The 15,128-nt window shown below is 66.3% G+C and carries 14 protein-coding genes; 3 read left to right on the plus strand and 11 right to left on the minus strand.

Annotated features, from left to right (window positions below):
• Positions 1-16: 16 nt before the first annotated feature.
• The 5 genes from HL666_RS09335 to HL666_RS09355 all read right to left on the minus strand — a co-directional run bounded on the left by HL666_RS09335 (position 17) and on the right by HL666_RS09355 (position 3,659).
• Positions 17-475: a prepilin peptidase gene (locus HL666_RS09335; protein ID WP_311975715.1), complete on the minus strand. Its 459-nt coding sequence runs from the start codon at positions 473-475 to the stop codon at positions 17-19.
• Between the two features lie 79 nt (positions 476-554).
• Complete coding sequence (locus HL666_RS09340; protein WP_172181079.1) at positions 555-1,172, minus strand: HupE/UreJ family protein; 618 nt, start codon at positions 1,170-1,172, stop codon at positions 555-557.
• Entirely contained in the window at positions 1,169-1,780 is a 612-nt protein-coding gene (locus HL666_RS09345; RefSeq protein ID WP_172181081.1) for a HupE/UreJ family protein, read from the minus strand. Before HL666_RS09345 ends, HL666_RS09340 begins: the two co-directional genes overlap by 4 nt.
• Positions 1,781-1,797: 17 nt before the next feature.
• Complete coding sequence (locus HL666_RS09350) at positions 1,798-2,778, minus strand: HupE/UreJ family protein (protein ID WP_172132165.1); 981 nt, start codon at positions 2,776-2,778, stop codon at positions 1,798-1,800.
• Positions 2,775-3,659 (minus strand): peptidylprolyl isomerase, encoded by an 885-nt coding sequence (locus HL666_RS09355; RefSeq protein ID WP_172181744.1) that lies wholly within the window; start codon positions 3,657-3,659, stop codon positions 2,775-2,777. Before HL666_RS09355 ends, HL666_RS09350 begins: the two co-directional genes overlap by 4 nt.
• A 278-nt stretch (positions 3,660-3,937) precedes the next feature.
• Here HL666_RS09355 and HL666_RS09360 point away from each other — a divergent pair, with 278 nt between their 5' ends.
• The 3 genes from HL666_RS09360 (at position 3,938) to HL666_RS09370 (ending at position 7,129) form a co-directional block, all read left to right on the plus strand.
• Positions 3,938-5,962, plus strand: a complete 2,025-nt coding sequence (locus HL666_RS09360) for a hypothetical protein (protein WP_172181083.1) — start codon at positions 3,938-3,940, stop codon at positions 5,960-5,962.
• Between the two features lie 119 nt (positions 5,963-6,081).
• Complete coding sequence (locus HL666_RS09365) at positions 6,082-6,411, plus strand: hypothetical protein (RefSeq protein ID WP_172113142.1); 330 nt, start codon at positions 6,082-6,084, stop codon at positions 6,409-6,411.
• A 94-nt stretch (positions 6,412-6,505) separates the two neighbouring features.
• Positions 6,506-7,129, plus strand: coding sequence for a 2OG-Fe(II) oxygenase family protein (locus HL666_RS09370; RefSeq protein WP_172181085.1), 624 nt, complete (start codon positions 6,506-6,508; stop codon positions 7,127-7,129).
• 6 nt (positions 7,130-7,135) lie between these two features.
• Here HL666_RS09370 and HL666_RS09375 read toward each other — a convergent pair whose 3' ends face one another.
• From HL666_RS09375 to HL666_RS09400, 6 genes are all read right to left on the minus strand, one after another.
• A complete protein-coding gene (locus HL666_RS09375) occupies positions 7,136-9,664 on the minus strand; it encodes a spermine/spermidine synthase domain-containing protein (protein ID WP_172181087.1) in 2,529 nt (842 codons plus the stop codon).
• A 779-nt stretch (positions 9,665-10,443) separates the two neighbouring features.
• Positions 10,444-11,442 (minus strand): FAD:protein FMN transferase, encoded by a 999-nt coding sequence (locus HL666_RS09380; RefSeq protein ID WP_172181089.1) that lies wholly within the window; start codon positions 11,440-11,442, stop codon positions 10,444-10,446.
• A 10-nt stretch (positions 11,443-11,452) separates the two neighbouring features.
• A complete protein-coding gene (locus tag HL666_RS09385) occupies positions 11,453-11,998 on the minus strand; it encodes a nitrous oxide reductase accessory protein NosL (protein WP_172181091.1) in 546 nt (181 codons plus the stop codon).
• Positions 11,995-12,825: an ABC transporter permease gene (locus HL666_RS09390; RefSeq protein ID WP_172132171.1), complete on the minus strand. Its 831-nt coding sequence runs from the start codon at positions 12,823-12,825 to the stop codon at positions 11,995-11,997. The genes HL666_RS09385 and HL666_RS09390 overlap by 4 nt, the downstream gene beginning before the upstream one ends.
• The gene (locus HL666_RS09395; RefSeq protein ID WP_172181093.1) at positions 12,822-13,742 is read right to left on the minus strand and encodes an ABC transporter ATP-binding protein; all 921 of its coding nucleotides are present in this window, start codon (positions 13,740-13,742) and stop codon (positions 12,822-12,824) included. The genes HL666_RS09390 and HL666_RS09395 overlap by 4 nt, the downstream gene beginning before the upstream one ends.
• Positions 13,739-15,127 (minus strand): nitrous oxide reductase family maturation protein NosD, encoded by a 1,389-nt coding sequence (locus tag HL666_RS09400; RefSeq protein WP_172181095.1) that lies wholly within the window; start codon positions 15,125-15,127, stop codon positions 13,739-13,741. The genes HL666_RS09395 and HL666_RS09400 overlap by 4 nt, the downstream gene beginning before the upstream one ends.
• Position 15,128: the final 1 nt, after the last annotated feature.

The following is a 15,128-nucleotide window of genomic DNA, read 5'->3' on the forward strand; positions in this document are numbered from 1 at the left end:
GACCGGCTCGCGGCAGTCAGAAGGCCGCAGTCAATTCGCTCCCGGTGGCCTCCAAGGCGAGCACGGCAAGCAGGCCAAGGACGAGGAACGGGCCGAACGGCAGCGCCGTTTGACCCGTCGGACGTCGTCCCATGACGGCGAGAGCGAGAACCGCAGCGAGTGCGGCCATGGTGGCGACGAGCAGCAAGATCGGCAGACCCGGCAAGCCAGCCCAGAACGTTGCTGCCATGAGAAACTTGACGTCGCCGAGGCCCAGTCCCTGACGGCCACGGGCCATCGCGTAGATGAGGCGCAGCAGCAGCAGTGCCAAGCCGACGGCGACAGCCGCGATGGACGTCGACCACGCTTCGGACAGATCGGTGAGCGCCGCCAATCTTGCAAAGCCGCTTATGGCAACCAGCGCATTCATCCCGTCCGGCAGCAGGCCGCTGCGCAGATCCGTCCAGATCAGGCCGGCGCAGGTCACGAGCAGCACGACGATCGCAACGATGTTGATGACGTCGGTCACGCAGCCCCGGAAGTCGCGGTGTCGGATCGCCGGAGCATAGGCCTGCTCAGGGTGCGAGCGATAGTCCGGCCATCATCAGGCCGATCGCGGCGACCCAGCCGCCGACGGCTCGCACGGCGATCCCGCGCCAGCTCGACACCGGCTCGGTCTCGGGACGCCTGAGGGTGAGCGCCAGCGCCATCACGAGGGTGATGGTGACGTAGCCTGCGGCGGCAAGACCGGCCGCATAAAGCAGACGATCGCTCTGCGGCCCAAGTTCGCCGGCATTTGCGGCGCCGCGGATCACGCCGAGCAGGAGTGCGATCGCGCTCAGCAGTGTCACGGGAATGCGCAGCGCCGCCGCCAGCAGCAATCCGAGAACCAGAATCGTCGCGGCGTCGACGAGCGGAGACGCCGGGGCGACACCCGATCCGACGGCGAATGCCAGTCCCGCACACAGGCCGAGCGGAAACACCATGACCAGCCAGCGTCCGCCCGCCGCGCCGAGCGAGCCCGCCAGCAAGCCGAGCGCAATCCAGACCACGACGTCCTGCATGGTAAGCAGCGGATGCAGGGCGCCGGCGTAGAAGTCGCCGAGCCGCGCCGAGACGATGTGGGCGTCGGCGATCTGCGCCTGAGCCAGCAGCACCGCTGCGAGCAGCGCAGTCCGGAGCAACCTGCTCATGCCGCGACTCCAAGGTTTGCCACCAGGAAGTAGCCGCCGAGCGCGGCGATGGCTGCCCCGACGCCCTGGATGATGCGCTCGCCGCCGGGCCAGCGCGCGAGCGCGCCGATCGTGATGCCGCAGGCGTGAAGAAGCCCGGTGGCGACCACGAAGCCGCAGCCATAGGCCAGCGGATTTGCGGCCGTCGGGAGCTCGACGCCATGCGCGTGGCCATGAAAGATCGCGAAGATCGCGACGATGATCGCCGCAATCCCGAACGGGACGCGGACGCGCAGCGCGACCGCAAGTCCGAGGACCAGTGCCGACAACGCGATGATGAGCTCCGGGACAGGCAATCCGACCTTGAGGATTCCCAGGACGGCACCGAACGCCATCACCAGCGGGAAGACGATCGGCAGGATCCAGATCGCCGCGCCGCCGAGCTGCGCGCCCCAGATGCCGACCGCAACCATCGCGACCAGATGATCCAGCCCGGTCAAGGGATGCAGCAGCCCGCTGGCGAGCCCGCCGCCGACGCCCGTCTGCTCATGGGCAAAGCCCGGATCTGTGGTCAGCAGCGAGAGCAATGCCGCCCCCAGCGCGGCGTGCAGGAGTTTACGCGCGGTCATGTTCGTCCCAGTCGTCATCATGCAGCCGCCAGAACCCGTGCCAGGCGGCCCAGGAACCAGAACATCGATACCGAGCCGATTGCATAGGCGGGCCACTCGGCGCCCCAGCGCGGCAGCGCCGCGCCGAGGCGGCGATGCGCCCAGATCAGCGCCAGCACCAGCAGCACGAACAGGATCTGTCCGATCTCGACGCCGACGTTGAAGAACAGCAGTGCCGCCGGCAGGATGCGCCGCTCCAGGCCGAGGCCTGCGAGCGCACTGGCGAAGCCGATGCCATGCACCAGACCAAAGCTGAAGGCGACGGCCCACGGGTAGCGGGCGGTCAACCCGGTCTCGCCGCGCTGCTGCTTGATGATCTCGACGCCGACGAACACGATGCTGAGCGCGATGCAGGCGTTGAGTGGCGCTTCGGCGACGCCGATCCATCCGAACGCCGTTGCGGCCAGCGAGGCGCTGTGGCCGATCGTGAACGACGTGATCGTCTTGAGCAGGCGCCAGCCGCCCTGGACGATCCAGATCAGTCCGAGCACGAACAGCAGATGGTCGGCGCCGAGCAGGATGTGGTCGATGCCGAGATTGACGTATGTCTTGGCGAGCTCGAGCCAGGTGTCGAGCGTCGGCGCATCCGTGCCGAGCACGGTCACGACCGGGTTGGACGCCGAGATCGTATAGCTGCGCGTCTCTCCGGCGAGCGAGGTCACCCGGATGATGGCAGCCGACATGTCCTCGCCGAGATTGGCGATCGTCATCTGTCCGACGAGCCCCTTGTCGCCGCAATTGAGCTCCGGCAGGCGCAGGAAGCAATGCGGCGGCATCTTCAGATCGATGCGGTTGACGCCATCCTTCGGCAGCGTCGTCCAGCGTCCGATATACGCGCCGGGCCGCATCTCGCGGAACTCGAGCACGGCGATGGTCGCCTGATGCGCAGCCGCCGGCCGCCCAAGCAGCAGCGCGGCGAGCGCGAGCACGATCGCGATCAGGGCGCGCGCGCCGGTCACGGCTCGTACCTGATGGTGTAGTTGGCCTTGAGCCGGCTCACGGCCTCCCAGGCCCGCTTGCGGGTTTCTTCAGTGTGCCAGATCTTGGCCGCCTCGGTGCGGATGTCCTCGAGTTTCGCCGGCGCGCCCGGCGTCCGGGCGTCGAGGCGAACCACGTGCCAACCGTCCTTCGACTGCAGCAGGGTCCATTCCTGGAGGGGCGCCTTGAGCAGGCCGTCGCTGAAGCCGTTGCCGAAGCCGGCGGCGAGACTCGGCACGGGCCGGTCGAGAATCGCACGCGTCTGGTCCCGCAGCTCCTCCGATTCGCGCTGTTCGCGAATGTCGTTCAGATAGCTCCGCGCCGTCGCTTCGTCGCTGGGGGGCGTCATGAAGAAGCTGACACGCTCGGGCTCGTCGAACCGCGCGTGATTGTCGGCGAACCAGGCGCGCAACTGCTCATCGCTCGGCTGCGGCACGCGCACCTGATCGAAAATCAGATATTGCAGCTTGAACGCGACACGGTCGCGGATCATTTCGTCGCCGCGGTCAACGCCGAGCGTCTTGCCCTCGCGATAGAGGATTTCGCTTGCGACCCAGGCGTCGACCATCTTCTGCAGCTCGGCCTCGTTCGGGGTGCGCTGCTTGTCCTCGTCGAACGTGTCGATGAAGGACTGGCGCAGCGCCTTGGTCACGGTGACGACCTTCTCGTCCTTCGCTGGCGGATGAATGACGGCGTCGGCCGCAAAGATCAGTCCGCCGAGAACGAGAAAGTGCAGGAGCGGCTCTCTCACGAGAGCGCGCAACGCCGTGCCGGAAGATGATCGCGCTGCGGAAGAGCCGTTGCCATCTTGCTGATTGGAGCGTGCAGAGGCGCTCTCGAAGGTCTGCGCCGCATTCGACATGGCAGGGGCTGACATAAGTTCTTTACAACTCGGACCGCGCTCGCTGCGCGGCGCGTATATGCAACGGCATGCTTGCCGTTGTCACCGGGCAAACGTCGGTGTCACAAAAATTTCGCAACCGCCGCGGCCCGACGTTCGTGGACGACGCGCGGCGGGAAATAAATCCTTCAACAAACTGTCTCCGAGTTTTGATTTGGTCGCCGCGCGAAGGACAGCGGCGCATCAGTCGCGTTGTCATCACCGTTTAGAACTCGATCGAATACTTCAGGGGCGACGAAATGGTTCCATCTGCCAAGAAAATCCTGCTGACAGCGGCCTCGGTGTCGTTGGCGCTGTCGCAGAACGCCGACGCGGGCGAGCGTTGGGGGGAAACGAGCAAGAACAATCCCTATGTCGCCGGCGACATGCACAACCACAACACCTGCACCGACGGTTCGGTGGCAGCCGGCTATGCGATCGACCGCTCGGTCGGCAAGGGCACCGCGGCCGCAGGCGGCAACAACTTCGATCTCGACTGGTTCACGCTCGGCAACCACGGCGGTTCGGGCAATCGCGATTGCCGCTTCAGCGATGCGAGCGCCAATATCCCCGGCGACAACACGACGACCTATTGGAGCCAGACGCTCGGCAAGACCATCGACGGCATCACCATCACCAGCCTGAAGGGAACGCCGAACGGCACCGGCACCAGCGCCAAGATGTGGCGCTGGCAGTCGATCAAGGAAATCGAGTATCCGACCATCGTCAATCGTGCCGCGACCTACAACAAGGTGCTGGTCGAAGGCCTCGAGTGGATCCTGCCCGGCCACGAGCATGGCGACGTCGCCGTGATCGCCGGCCAGAACCCGCGTGGCTACGGCAATGCCGACAAGATGGCCGAGTTCGAATATCGCTTCGACCGCGCCGACACCGATGCGATCGGCCCGGTGGATGCCAGCAACAACCCGGTCTGGGCCGGCAAGGATAACGTCAACAATTCCGGCACGGCCGGTCACCAGAAGGCCGTCGCCGGCATCGCCTGGCTGCAGGCGAACCATCCGTTGCAATCCTATGCGGTGCCGACCCATACCGAGCGGCAGGGACCGTTCAACCCGAACGGATCGGCCGGCTACAACATCGAGCACTTCCGTGACTTCAACAATGCCGGCCCGACGGTCGCGTTCGGCATCGAAGCTCCGGGTCACATGGCCGAGGGCGGCGTGAACGGCGGCTCGGGATCCTATGGCTCGGGCGCGGTCGGCGGCGGCACCTACGGCATGCAGGGCGTCTACACCGCCAAGGTTGGCGGGCTGTGGGACGGTCTGCTCGGCGAAGGCCGCAACTTCTTCCTGTTCCAGAGCTCGGACTGGCACAGCCGCGGCGTCTATGGCGCGCGCGATCCCGGCACGACCGCGGACTTCATTCCCGGCGAGTACACCAAGCTCTACGTACCGAACGAGCGGCGGTTCTCCCAGCAGTCCATCATCGACGGCATGCGCTCCGGCAACTCCTATTCGGTCAATGCCGACATCATCGACTCCGACATGGAGTTTCGTGCGAAGGGTGAGTGGGACTACGACTGGAAAACCATGGGCGAGACGCTGGTCGTACGCCCTGGCGAGAAGGTCACGCTCGAGATGGAGATGACCGTTCCGGCTTCCAACAACAGCCCGTACAGCTTCAACAACCCGCTGCTGCTGCCGGTCGGCATCAAGCAGCCGTTGAACAAGCCCTCGCTCGACCACGTCGATCTGATCACCGGTGACATCACCGGCCCGATCGCGCCGGGCGCCACGGGCTATGCGGTGGCCAACGCCTCCGGCGTCGCCGGTGCGGCCGTCGTCTATAATCCCTCGGCCAAGATCGCGAAGCAGATCCAGGCGACCAAGATGCAGAGCCGCAAGCTCCGCGATGGCTCGGTCCGGCTCAGCTTCAGGACCACCTTCATCGCGGGCAAGACTCCGTTCTACATCCGCGCCCGCGGCACCAACATCCCGCCGGCTACGCCGAACGTGTCCGACAGCGCCGGCAATCCGCTGCTCGACGCCAACAATGCCACCGTCAGCTGCACCGATGCGGCGTGCCCGTCGCATCTCGGCACCGTCGGCGGCGTGAAGAAAGTGACCAACGACGTGCAGGCCTGGTCGAACGTCTGGTTCTACGCGAACCCGATCTTCGTCCGTCCGTACGGTGCGCCCCAGCTGCTGGTCGAGAAGAACAAGGATCTGGCACGCAAGCTGGCGCACGATCATCACCACTGGCACGACTGGGATCATTGGGGCCATTGGGGCCACTGGGGTCGCTGGGCTTTCAACCGCGACTGATTGATCGGCATCGATCCGGCGGGCGATAGCGACCGCCGGATTCTGCTCAATCCGAGCGCCGGCTTGCGAGCCGGCGCTTTATCCTTGAGATCTGCCTCGCGCCGAGGGTCGTCCACGTGATGTCTCGTCTGTTCGCCGTGTTTTTCGCCATCCTTGCTCTCACGACCGCCGTCGCGTCGGCTCACGAGGAGGAGCCGACGCAGGAAACCTGCGACGCCGCTGTTGCCGAGGCACGCGCACAGGCCGCCACCTTGCCCCTCGACGACGTGTCGCGCTATTTCGCCGAGCGTGACATTCAGCAGGCGCTCGTCGAGGCCGGTAATGGCGAGTTCGACGACTGCGTCGAGAAGGCCGAGCGGGCCGTGCTGGAGGTGCGCGATCGGCCCCACAGCCTGAAGCCCGGCGAGCGGCTCAACATTCTTCGTGCCGACGAAATGCCGGCGCGCTGAAGGTACAAGCGCGGCGTTGCCAATTTCGTCATCCGGCTGTCATGCAAGTCGGCAAATTGTCGGTCCCGTTGCGGCGCGTGCAAGGCCTTGAAACATGGACCAGATCGAAGCTCTCTTTCCGATACCGCTGTTGCGTTCGCCCGGGCTGCTCAGCGCCGAGCTCAAGGACGCGGCGGTGGCAGCCATCCGCAATTCGAAGATCGAGAACAATCTGCGGTCAGGACAGCTGTTCCACACCGAAGTTGCCGATCCCCGCGCCCACAATCTGTTTCAGACCATCGCCGAGCTCGCCGTGCCCAAGCTGGTCGATTTCGGCGAGCTGCTGTTCGGCGAGAAGCTGCGCTGGACGGTCAAGGAGATGTGGACGAACATGCTCGAGACCGGCGGCAACCAGACCCTGCACGCCCACGCCAACAGCTTCATCTCCGGCATCTTCTATCTGACGCCGTCTCACCCCGGCAGCCGCACCGTGTTCGTGCGGCCGCCCGGCGGCAGTGATTTCTCGTTTCGTCATCATACCCGCAGCGCTGCGGTCGGGCCGTTCAATGCCGGCAAATACGTGCTGCCCGAGGCAGAGCCGGGCGACCTCGTGCTGTTCCCGAGCTATCTCTACCACGAGGTGCCGCGCAACCAGGGCGACCAGCGAATCACGATCGCCTTCAACGCGATCCCTGATCACCTGGATTGCTGGGGATACCGCGTGAGCTTCTCGGCCTGAGCCGGCTCATCTGGCGAATTCGCGCGACAGCAGCTCGCGCGCGTCGTGCCGCGATGGAGCAGCCTCGTCGATGGCCAGAAGGAGTCGTTCCGCCGCCGGTCGATCGGACGCGAGCAGCGATCTCGCCATGCTCATCAAGGGCGCATAAGCCGGCGCGAACTCGGCGCTGGAGCGGATCGCGGCGAGGAGGCCTGGTGCGGCGGCCGCAATGAGCGCAGGCCCTCGCGGTTCGCCGGTCAGCGCCGCGCCGGCCTGGATGAAGCGATTGCGGGCCTGCCAATAGGCTTCGAGCCGATCGTTCCACGTCCGGCGCCGAGATGAATCCAGCAATTCGGCCGCATCGGTCCTCGCCTCGCCAATGACCGTCGTCAGCAGCTGCCACGGCGGTGCCGACAGAGCTTCGACATTGCTCCGGGCGTCGAAGGTCACGAACGGAAAATCGTCGGTGTTGCGCGGCCCCGGCCCGGCAAGGCTCGCGAGCGATTTTGGGCCGGCGACATATTGGCCGAGAAGGTCGATCGGCTGGTCGAAGCCGAGCGACTGAATGATCGGACGAAGCTTCCCGTCCGAGAATCGTTCGGCCAGCAGCTCGGGATCCATCGGCCTCGGAGCGCGTGATCCGACCAGGGCCAGCATCGGCGTACGCACGCTGTAATGGTTCAACCACGCCGAGCCGTCGGGAAACACGGTCAGGAAGCTTCGGATGATGGCCCGCAGCGAAGGCGCATCGAGCTGATAGAGCGGCAGCCATTGGCAGAACAGGCCTTCGGTTGCGAGTCGCCGCCTGACGGCGGCGAAATGCTCAGCGGTGTAGAGCGCGCCGCTGCCGTCCAGCGCGGGATGGAACAGGTCGGCCACCACGACGTCATAGCGCTCCTCATCCGCGGCGATGAAGCGTCGTGCATCCGCGATGGCGATCGGCGGTCTGTCCTGCTTGGACGCTGGGTGATCGAACCACGGCAGCAACGCGACCACCTCGGCGGAGAGTTCGACCGCACGGACGTCGAGGTCTGGCATCTGCGCGCCGCCCAGCACGGTTGCTCCGGTGCCGACACCGAGAAAAAGGGCGTTGCGTGGCGCTGGATGCAGCAGCAGCGGCAGCATGGCCTGGCGGAAATCGGATCGCACCGAGCTGGTGCCGCCCATCCGGAAGTGGCCGTTGACTTCGAGATAGCGCGCTCCCGAGACGTCGTCGACGACGCTCGCGGTGGCCATCGGCCCCTCGCGTACGGCGAGAAGCTTGCCTCCTGGCGGGACCTTGACGAGCAGCGGAGCGGGACGCCACAGCAATGCAAGGCCAAGCAGAGCTGGCAGCGCGGCGAAGCGCAGCACGGCGCGATGCGGCCGCAACAGCACCAGGTATCCCATCGCAACGAGGACGAGCGCCTTCCAGCTGCCGAGAGCTGGAATCAGCAGCTGTGCCGCGACCAGCGGCGCAATCGCCGCGCCGAGGCTGTTGATGCCGATCGCCCAGCCGACCGATCCATGGATGTCGCGAACGTCCTGGATGAGCCGGCCGAACAGGGCTCCCATCGCCATCGACGGCAGCAGAAAGAGCGCCAGCGCCATGCCGAGCTCGCCGACGACACCGAGACGCGCGGCGTGATCGGCGAATTCGCCAATGAAGGGCGTCACCAGCGCGGTGATCAGGCAGATCAAGGCCGTGCTGCCGATCAGTCCCGCCCTGCCGAGCGCAATGCGAGGCCCGACGCGTTGCCAGAGGAGTCCACCCGCGGCCGTTCCCAGCAGGTACGCCGCCAGCAGACAGGCGAAACTGTAGACGGTGTCCTGCATCATCTGCGCGGCCAGGCGCACCACCAGCACTTCGAATGAGATGCCGAGAAGACCGGTGGCGAACAAGCTCCCGGTCAGGCGGAGATCGGCAGCGGCGCGCGGGTGGACGCCGCGCGGGCGGGCGTCGATCTGCACGGGACTGCCGAGGCGAAGCGCTGCCAGCGCACAGGCCGCGTTGACCGCAGCCAGACAGAGCAGCGTGGTCGAGAATCCGAATGACGGGATCAGCACGAAGGTGGACAGGAGCGTGCCGGCAACGGCGCCGGCCGTGTTTGCGCCATAGACGCCGGCACTGACCGGCCCCCGGCCATGCGCTGCCGACATCATGCGCTCCAGGGCCGTCAACGTTCCGCCCATCGCAACGGTTGCGGGCAGCAGCACCAGCGTCGGAAGCAGAAAGCTCGCACTCCATAGCAGGACTGGCGACGGTGCCGTGCCCAATAGCGGCGCCAGCGTGCGCGCACTCGCCGGCAGCAGCCAGACCGCACAGATGCCCCAAAGACCAATGACCGCCTCGAGAACGGCATAGATCCGGTGCGGATGGGCGGCACGTCGAATTCTGCCGTCGAGGACAAAGGCTCCGAGCGCAAGGCCCGCGAAAAAGCCGGCAATGGCGCCGAGCACGGCCATCATCTCCGTGCCCAGCGCAAGCGCGAGCTGGCGCGTCCAGACGATCTCGTAACCTAGGCCGGCGAAGCCCGAGGCGGCGATCAGCAGCTGCAGGGCTCGCAGCCGCGCCATGCTCGGGCCGGCGTCAGAAACCCGCGAAGTCTGCTCGTCCGCGAACGTTTCAGTCCCGCGCGGGTCTGCTTGGCATACGTCAGTCAAGGCTCGCTACCCGCGGTTTTGGGCATCGGTCTTCGGCGCAGCTCACTGTGCAGCTACGGAGGTGAGCGCTCGTTCGTGCCGAGTTGTGCCAGGACCGCGCCCGATTGGGACCGTCTCCTTCTGTTCGGGTTTCGTGACGCTGGTTTGACAGAGGCCGGTTCGGTCCTTGGCCCTCGACGATTGTCGGTGTCGCCGGCTGCGCCTCCCGGGCCCGTGAACTCGAACGAAGATTGCGCCGAGCGCGCGGTCGGACGCCCGTCGGTGATGACCGTAGGGCTCTGCTGCGCCGTCAGATGCGGATCGTCCTCGATCCCGGGAGTCGGGCCTCCGGCCTTATCAAAGCAGGGCCAGACTCGGCGTCGCGCAGCTTGCGCAGATGCGCGGCGCTCTCGGTGACGATCGGGCCGGCTCGACCTGTTCGTTGACGTAGTTTCGAGATAGTTCTTCCGCTCCGCATCGAAGTACTTCAGGACCATGCCTTCAAATGGCCGATCCCGGTGGTCCGCGCTGCATTGAAATTCGCCTCTCGAGCGAGCCGGCTCAGGCATACCATGGCTTCGTCGCCGGTTTGCAGCACGACAGCGCAGGTCCGCCGGCACGATATGCAGCCGCGATGGCACGCCGGCGAGGTGCCCGGCAGAGCTTTTGATGCCGTCAGAGCCGAGACGTTCAAGCCTGCGCGATGGACGCACTCAGGCGAGGAGGTCGAGGGCCGCTCCGGTCTCACCGATCAGGTGAACGCGCTCGATTGCGGAGCGCGGCAACGCTGCGCGGATCTCGGGGGGCGACATCAGGCTGAAGGCGGTCGATAGTGCGTCCGCCGCGGTGGCGTTCTCTGCGACCGTCGTCACGCTGCGGTAGCGCTGCGCGCAGCCGCCGTTGTGAGGATCGAACAGATGGTTGAAGCGGCCTTGTGGATCGAAGCGGAAGCCGTAAGTGCCGGACGTCGACACCGCGCGGTCGACGATCGGGAGCGTCGCGGCGGTGCGTCCCGGGTGCTCCGGATCTTCGATCGCCACGTCCCACGGTTGTCCGTCCGGACGCGGGCCGATGGCGCGGGCCTCGCCCATGTCGACGAGGCTCTGCTGTACGCCCCGGCTTCGCAAGAGATCGACGATCCTGTCGGTGACATAGCCTTGCGCGATGCCATTCAAGGTGAGCGCCGTACCGCGCGGCATCACGATGCGATCGTGGCTGATCGAGAGCTTGCCGTAGCCTACGCGCGCCAGCGCGTCGCGCACGGCCTGTTGTGGTGGGCCGGTCGGATCTGCATCGGGGCGCGAGAAGTGATCGGCATACAGCGTCCAGAGCGGCTGCACCGTGGGATCGAAGCGGCCGCCGGTCAGCTCCGCGTAGCGCTTGGAGCGCGTGAGGATATCGACCAACTCCGGAGCCGGATCCAGCAGCACGCCCGTGCGATTCAAGCTGACCAGGGCCGAGTCGGTCAGGTACAGGCTGAACAGTCGTTCCAGCCGTCGCGCTTCGGTGAGCGACAGCGCGACCAGCCGCTCCGCCTCGTGGCGGTCGGGATGGTGCAGCTTGATGGTCGCGACGGCGCCGAGCAAGGTGCCGCGCCACTCGACCAAGCCGGTATCGGCTGTGGCCGATGGCGTGGCCAGCGGGGCGCTCGAGAGGCCGGCGACCGCAGCGCTGATCTGGATGAAGCGTCGGCGCGAGAGGTGGTGTGTCATGACGGGCACCTCAATTGGTCTTCCCAGCGTCCGGCTCGGCCGCGCTGGCGCTGTCGTCCGCGGAGCTCAGGACGTAGTCGCGCGGCACCTCGCTGAAGCTGACGACACGGCCGCCATGCTGGGCGGCAAAGCGCTCGGCGGCGGTTCGTTCCGAGAACGGCACCGCCTCGTCGCTGCCCATGCCGCTCTTGAGCCGGCTGCCGATCACGAACAGCGCCTTGCGGGCCTCGATCCAATTGTCGGCGCCGGGATTGTCCCAGTTCCCGGCCCTGCCCATGTCGGTGACGTAGATCGCCTGGATGTCCTTCGGCTCGTCGGGCAGCATCGTGAAGGCGATGGCGTCGCGCGCCGAGGAAAACCACACCGGCTCGATCAGGCTGGCGGCGAAGATCTGCCCCTTCGGACCGGAATGCTCGAGCAGGTTCATACCGCAATAATGCCCGATCGCTTGTGCGGTGAGCTTGATCGGCGGCGGCGGAGCAGCGGCTTGCTTGTCATTGCAGCCGGTAAGGACGAACGCGGCGAAGAGCGTGCAGGCAAGAACGAGGCGATTCATAGCTCCCTCCGGGAGAAGGCCAGCGTGGCACAGGCGAGGGGCACCAGCGTCCACAGCACCAGCGCTGTCAGCAACGCCTGCACCGACAGCGTGCTGCTCGCGGCGAGCCCGGCCATGCCGGAGAACAGGCTGACATTGGCGAAGCCGGTGAGGTTGAACAGCCGGTAGGCATCGGCGGGGTTGAGCAGCAGCAGCGCGCTGAGCACGCCGCCGGAGATGTTGCGGCCTTGGTCGAGCACCAGAAGGCCGAGCAGCGCCATGTCGTAGATCAGGACGAGCATCAGCCACAGCCCGATGCACAGGCCGGCGGCCGTGCCGCGGTCGCGGACGACGGCGCTGACGAGATAGCCGATCGCGACGAACACGGCGCCGAGCAGCACCGAGGAGCCGATCATCGCAGCGAAGGCGGCGAAGCCCTCGCCATCAAAGCTGCTGCCGGTGATCAGCAGCGCCACGGCCGCGGCGCCATAGCCGAGGCAGGTTGCGAAAGCGAGCACGGCGAGATGGCCGAGGAACTTGCCGAGCAGCACCTGCCAGCGCGCGACGGGATAGCTGAGCAGCAGAAGCATGGTGCCGCGCTCCATGTCGCCGACGATGGCGTCGTGGGAGATGAGGAGCGCGATCAGCGGGATCAGGAAGATCGTCAGGCTGGACAGGCTGACGATGACGACATCGAGCGCGCGAGCCCCGACGGTGCCGGTCGGCGCGCTGCCGAGGAAGGTCAGTGACAGCGCGAGCCCGGCCAGCAGCAAGGTTGCCGCCAGCACCCAGCGATTGCGGATGGCCTGCTGGATTTCCTTGGCGGCGATGGTGATCAGAGCGTTCATTGCGGGCGCTCCGCCTGGCGCAGGAAGTGCGCGTAGAGCTCGTCGAGACTGGGCGGGATCAGCTCGAGATCCTGCACGGCGCTGCCGTCGGCGGTCGCGCGGCGCAGCAGATCGAGCTTCTCGTCCGGTGCCGCGTCGATCTCGACGATATGGCCGTTGATCCGGCGATACGGCGTGGCGGTGGGCAGCCAGGCCGGAGAACCCGATGGCGGCAGGTCGGCGACCTTGATCCGAATCCGGGTCGGCAGCCGCGCGATGCGACGCAGTTCGTCGAGCGTGCCGTCGGCGACCTTGAGCCCGCGGTTCATGATGATGACGCGGCCGGCGCGCTCCTCGAGCTCGGTCAGCGCGTGCGAGGACAACAGCACCGTGGTGCCCTCGGCCGCCAGCTTCTGAATGACATCGTAGAAGGTCTGGCGCAGCTCCGGGTCGAGGCCGGTGGTCGGCTCGTCGAGCAGCAGCACGCGCGGCCGGCCGATCAACGCCTGCGCCAGGCCGAGACGCTGGCGCATGCCCTTGGAGTAGGTGTCGACGCGGCGCTTGACGGCATGGCCGAGACCGACGACGTCCAGCAGTGCCAACGCATCCTTCACCGGCTCGCGCTTCAGCCGGGAATAGAACGCCTGCGTCTCGCGGCCCGTGAGGGCGGCATCGAAGGCGACGTTCTCCGGCAGATAACCGAGCCGGCGCCGCGCGGAGAATTCGCCGGCCGCGGGATTTTCGCCGAGCACCGCGATCGTGCCGCGGCTCGGACGGATCAAGCCGAGCATCATCTTCATCAGAGTCGTCTTGCCGGCGCCGTTGTGGCCGATCAGCGCCACCATCTCGCCTTCCGCGAGATCGAACGAGGCGCCCTTCACGGCTTCAACCTTGCCGTAGTGCTTCACGACATCGGCGATATGAACCGTCGCGCTCATCGGGGTGTGCTCCCGGCAGCGGTACGACGCGCGGGCGGCGACATCAGCGGGTGGCTGTCGACGACGCCGCCGGGCAGGATCGCCGGGAATTGCGCCTGCGCCCAGCGGATCACCTGCACGGCCGGGCTGTTGATCAGCACCTTGGCGGCGGGCGCCGTCCACAGCACCCGGTCGATCAGATCGTTCGGCCGGTACGCGGTGTCCGCGACGCCGTCGCCATTGAGGTCGAAGCCGGGATTGTCGCTCCAATAATTGCCGCGGCCGTTCTTCGACCAGTCGAGATGGCGGGTGCCGACATATTTGATCTGGCTGGCATTGTTGACGAAGGCATTTCCCCGGATGTCGTTTCCTTCGGAACCGGCGGTGAAGTGCACGCCGATCTCGCAGCCCTCGAACCAGTTATCGGTGATGCGATTGTTGTTGGTGTTGTAGACGAACACGCATTTCTCCGGCCCTGGGCGAAGGCCGCCGGCCGGCGCGGCCGCACGCGTCTCGGCCTGCGGCACGCCTTCGTCGGCACCACGGTTCTCGGCAGTGGCCCAGCGCTCCGCCGGCTGTAGCCCGCCGATGACGCTGTTGCCGGAGATCTGCGAACCGTTGGTGGCGTTGAACAGCATGCCGCGGTCGCGATCGTGGTCGGAGACGTTGTCCTTCACCACGAGGTTCTTCGAGAACATCATCGCATAGCCGATGATGTTGCGGGTGGAGACGTTTCCGGTGATCTCGCCGTCATTGGCGTACATGTAGTGGACCGCGAAGCGCAGATCGCTGAAGCGATTGCGACTGAAAATGTTGTTGCGGCTGGTGATCGCGAACACGCCGTCGCGGCCGTAGCGGATGTCGTTGTCGATCACCTTGGCGCCCGCCGCATTCCACACCGAGACGCCATTGCCGACGCCGCCGGGATGCGTCGCGCGCAGGCCGATGATGCTGTTGTGCCGCACCAGCGCATTGGTCGAGCCGTGCAGATAGACGCCGAACAGATTGCCGTCGATGTGATTGTTCTCGATCAGCGTGTCGTGCGAGACCTGTTCGACGAACACGCCGGAGTCCATCTGCTCCAGTGAGCGGCCGGAGCCACGGATGGTCAGGCCACGGATGACGGTGCCCGGCGCGGTCACGGTGATGACGCTGCCCTGGCCGCCACCCGTGATCGTCGTGCCCGGCGAGCCGGTCAATACGATGCTGTGCGTGACGCGCAGCGGCCCGTGATATGTGCCATCGGCGAGCGCGATCTCGTCGCCATCAGCTGCACGATCGAGCACGCCTTGGAGGTCATTGGTATCGGCCGCCACCTGCAGCGTCGCCGCGAGAGCATGCCAAGGAAGGCCGGCGGTGATGAACACCGCCAGCCCCCATGTCTTGATTTGGCGCCTGCGCCGCATC

This window comes from Bradyrhizobium aeschynomenes (assembly GCF_013178945.1).
In the GTDB taxonomy this organism is placed as follows: domain Bacteria; phylum Pseudomonadota; class Alphaproteobacteria; order Rhizobiales; family Xanthobacteraceae; genus Bradyrhizobium; species Bradyrhizobium aeschynomenes.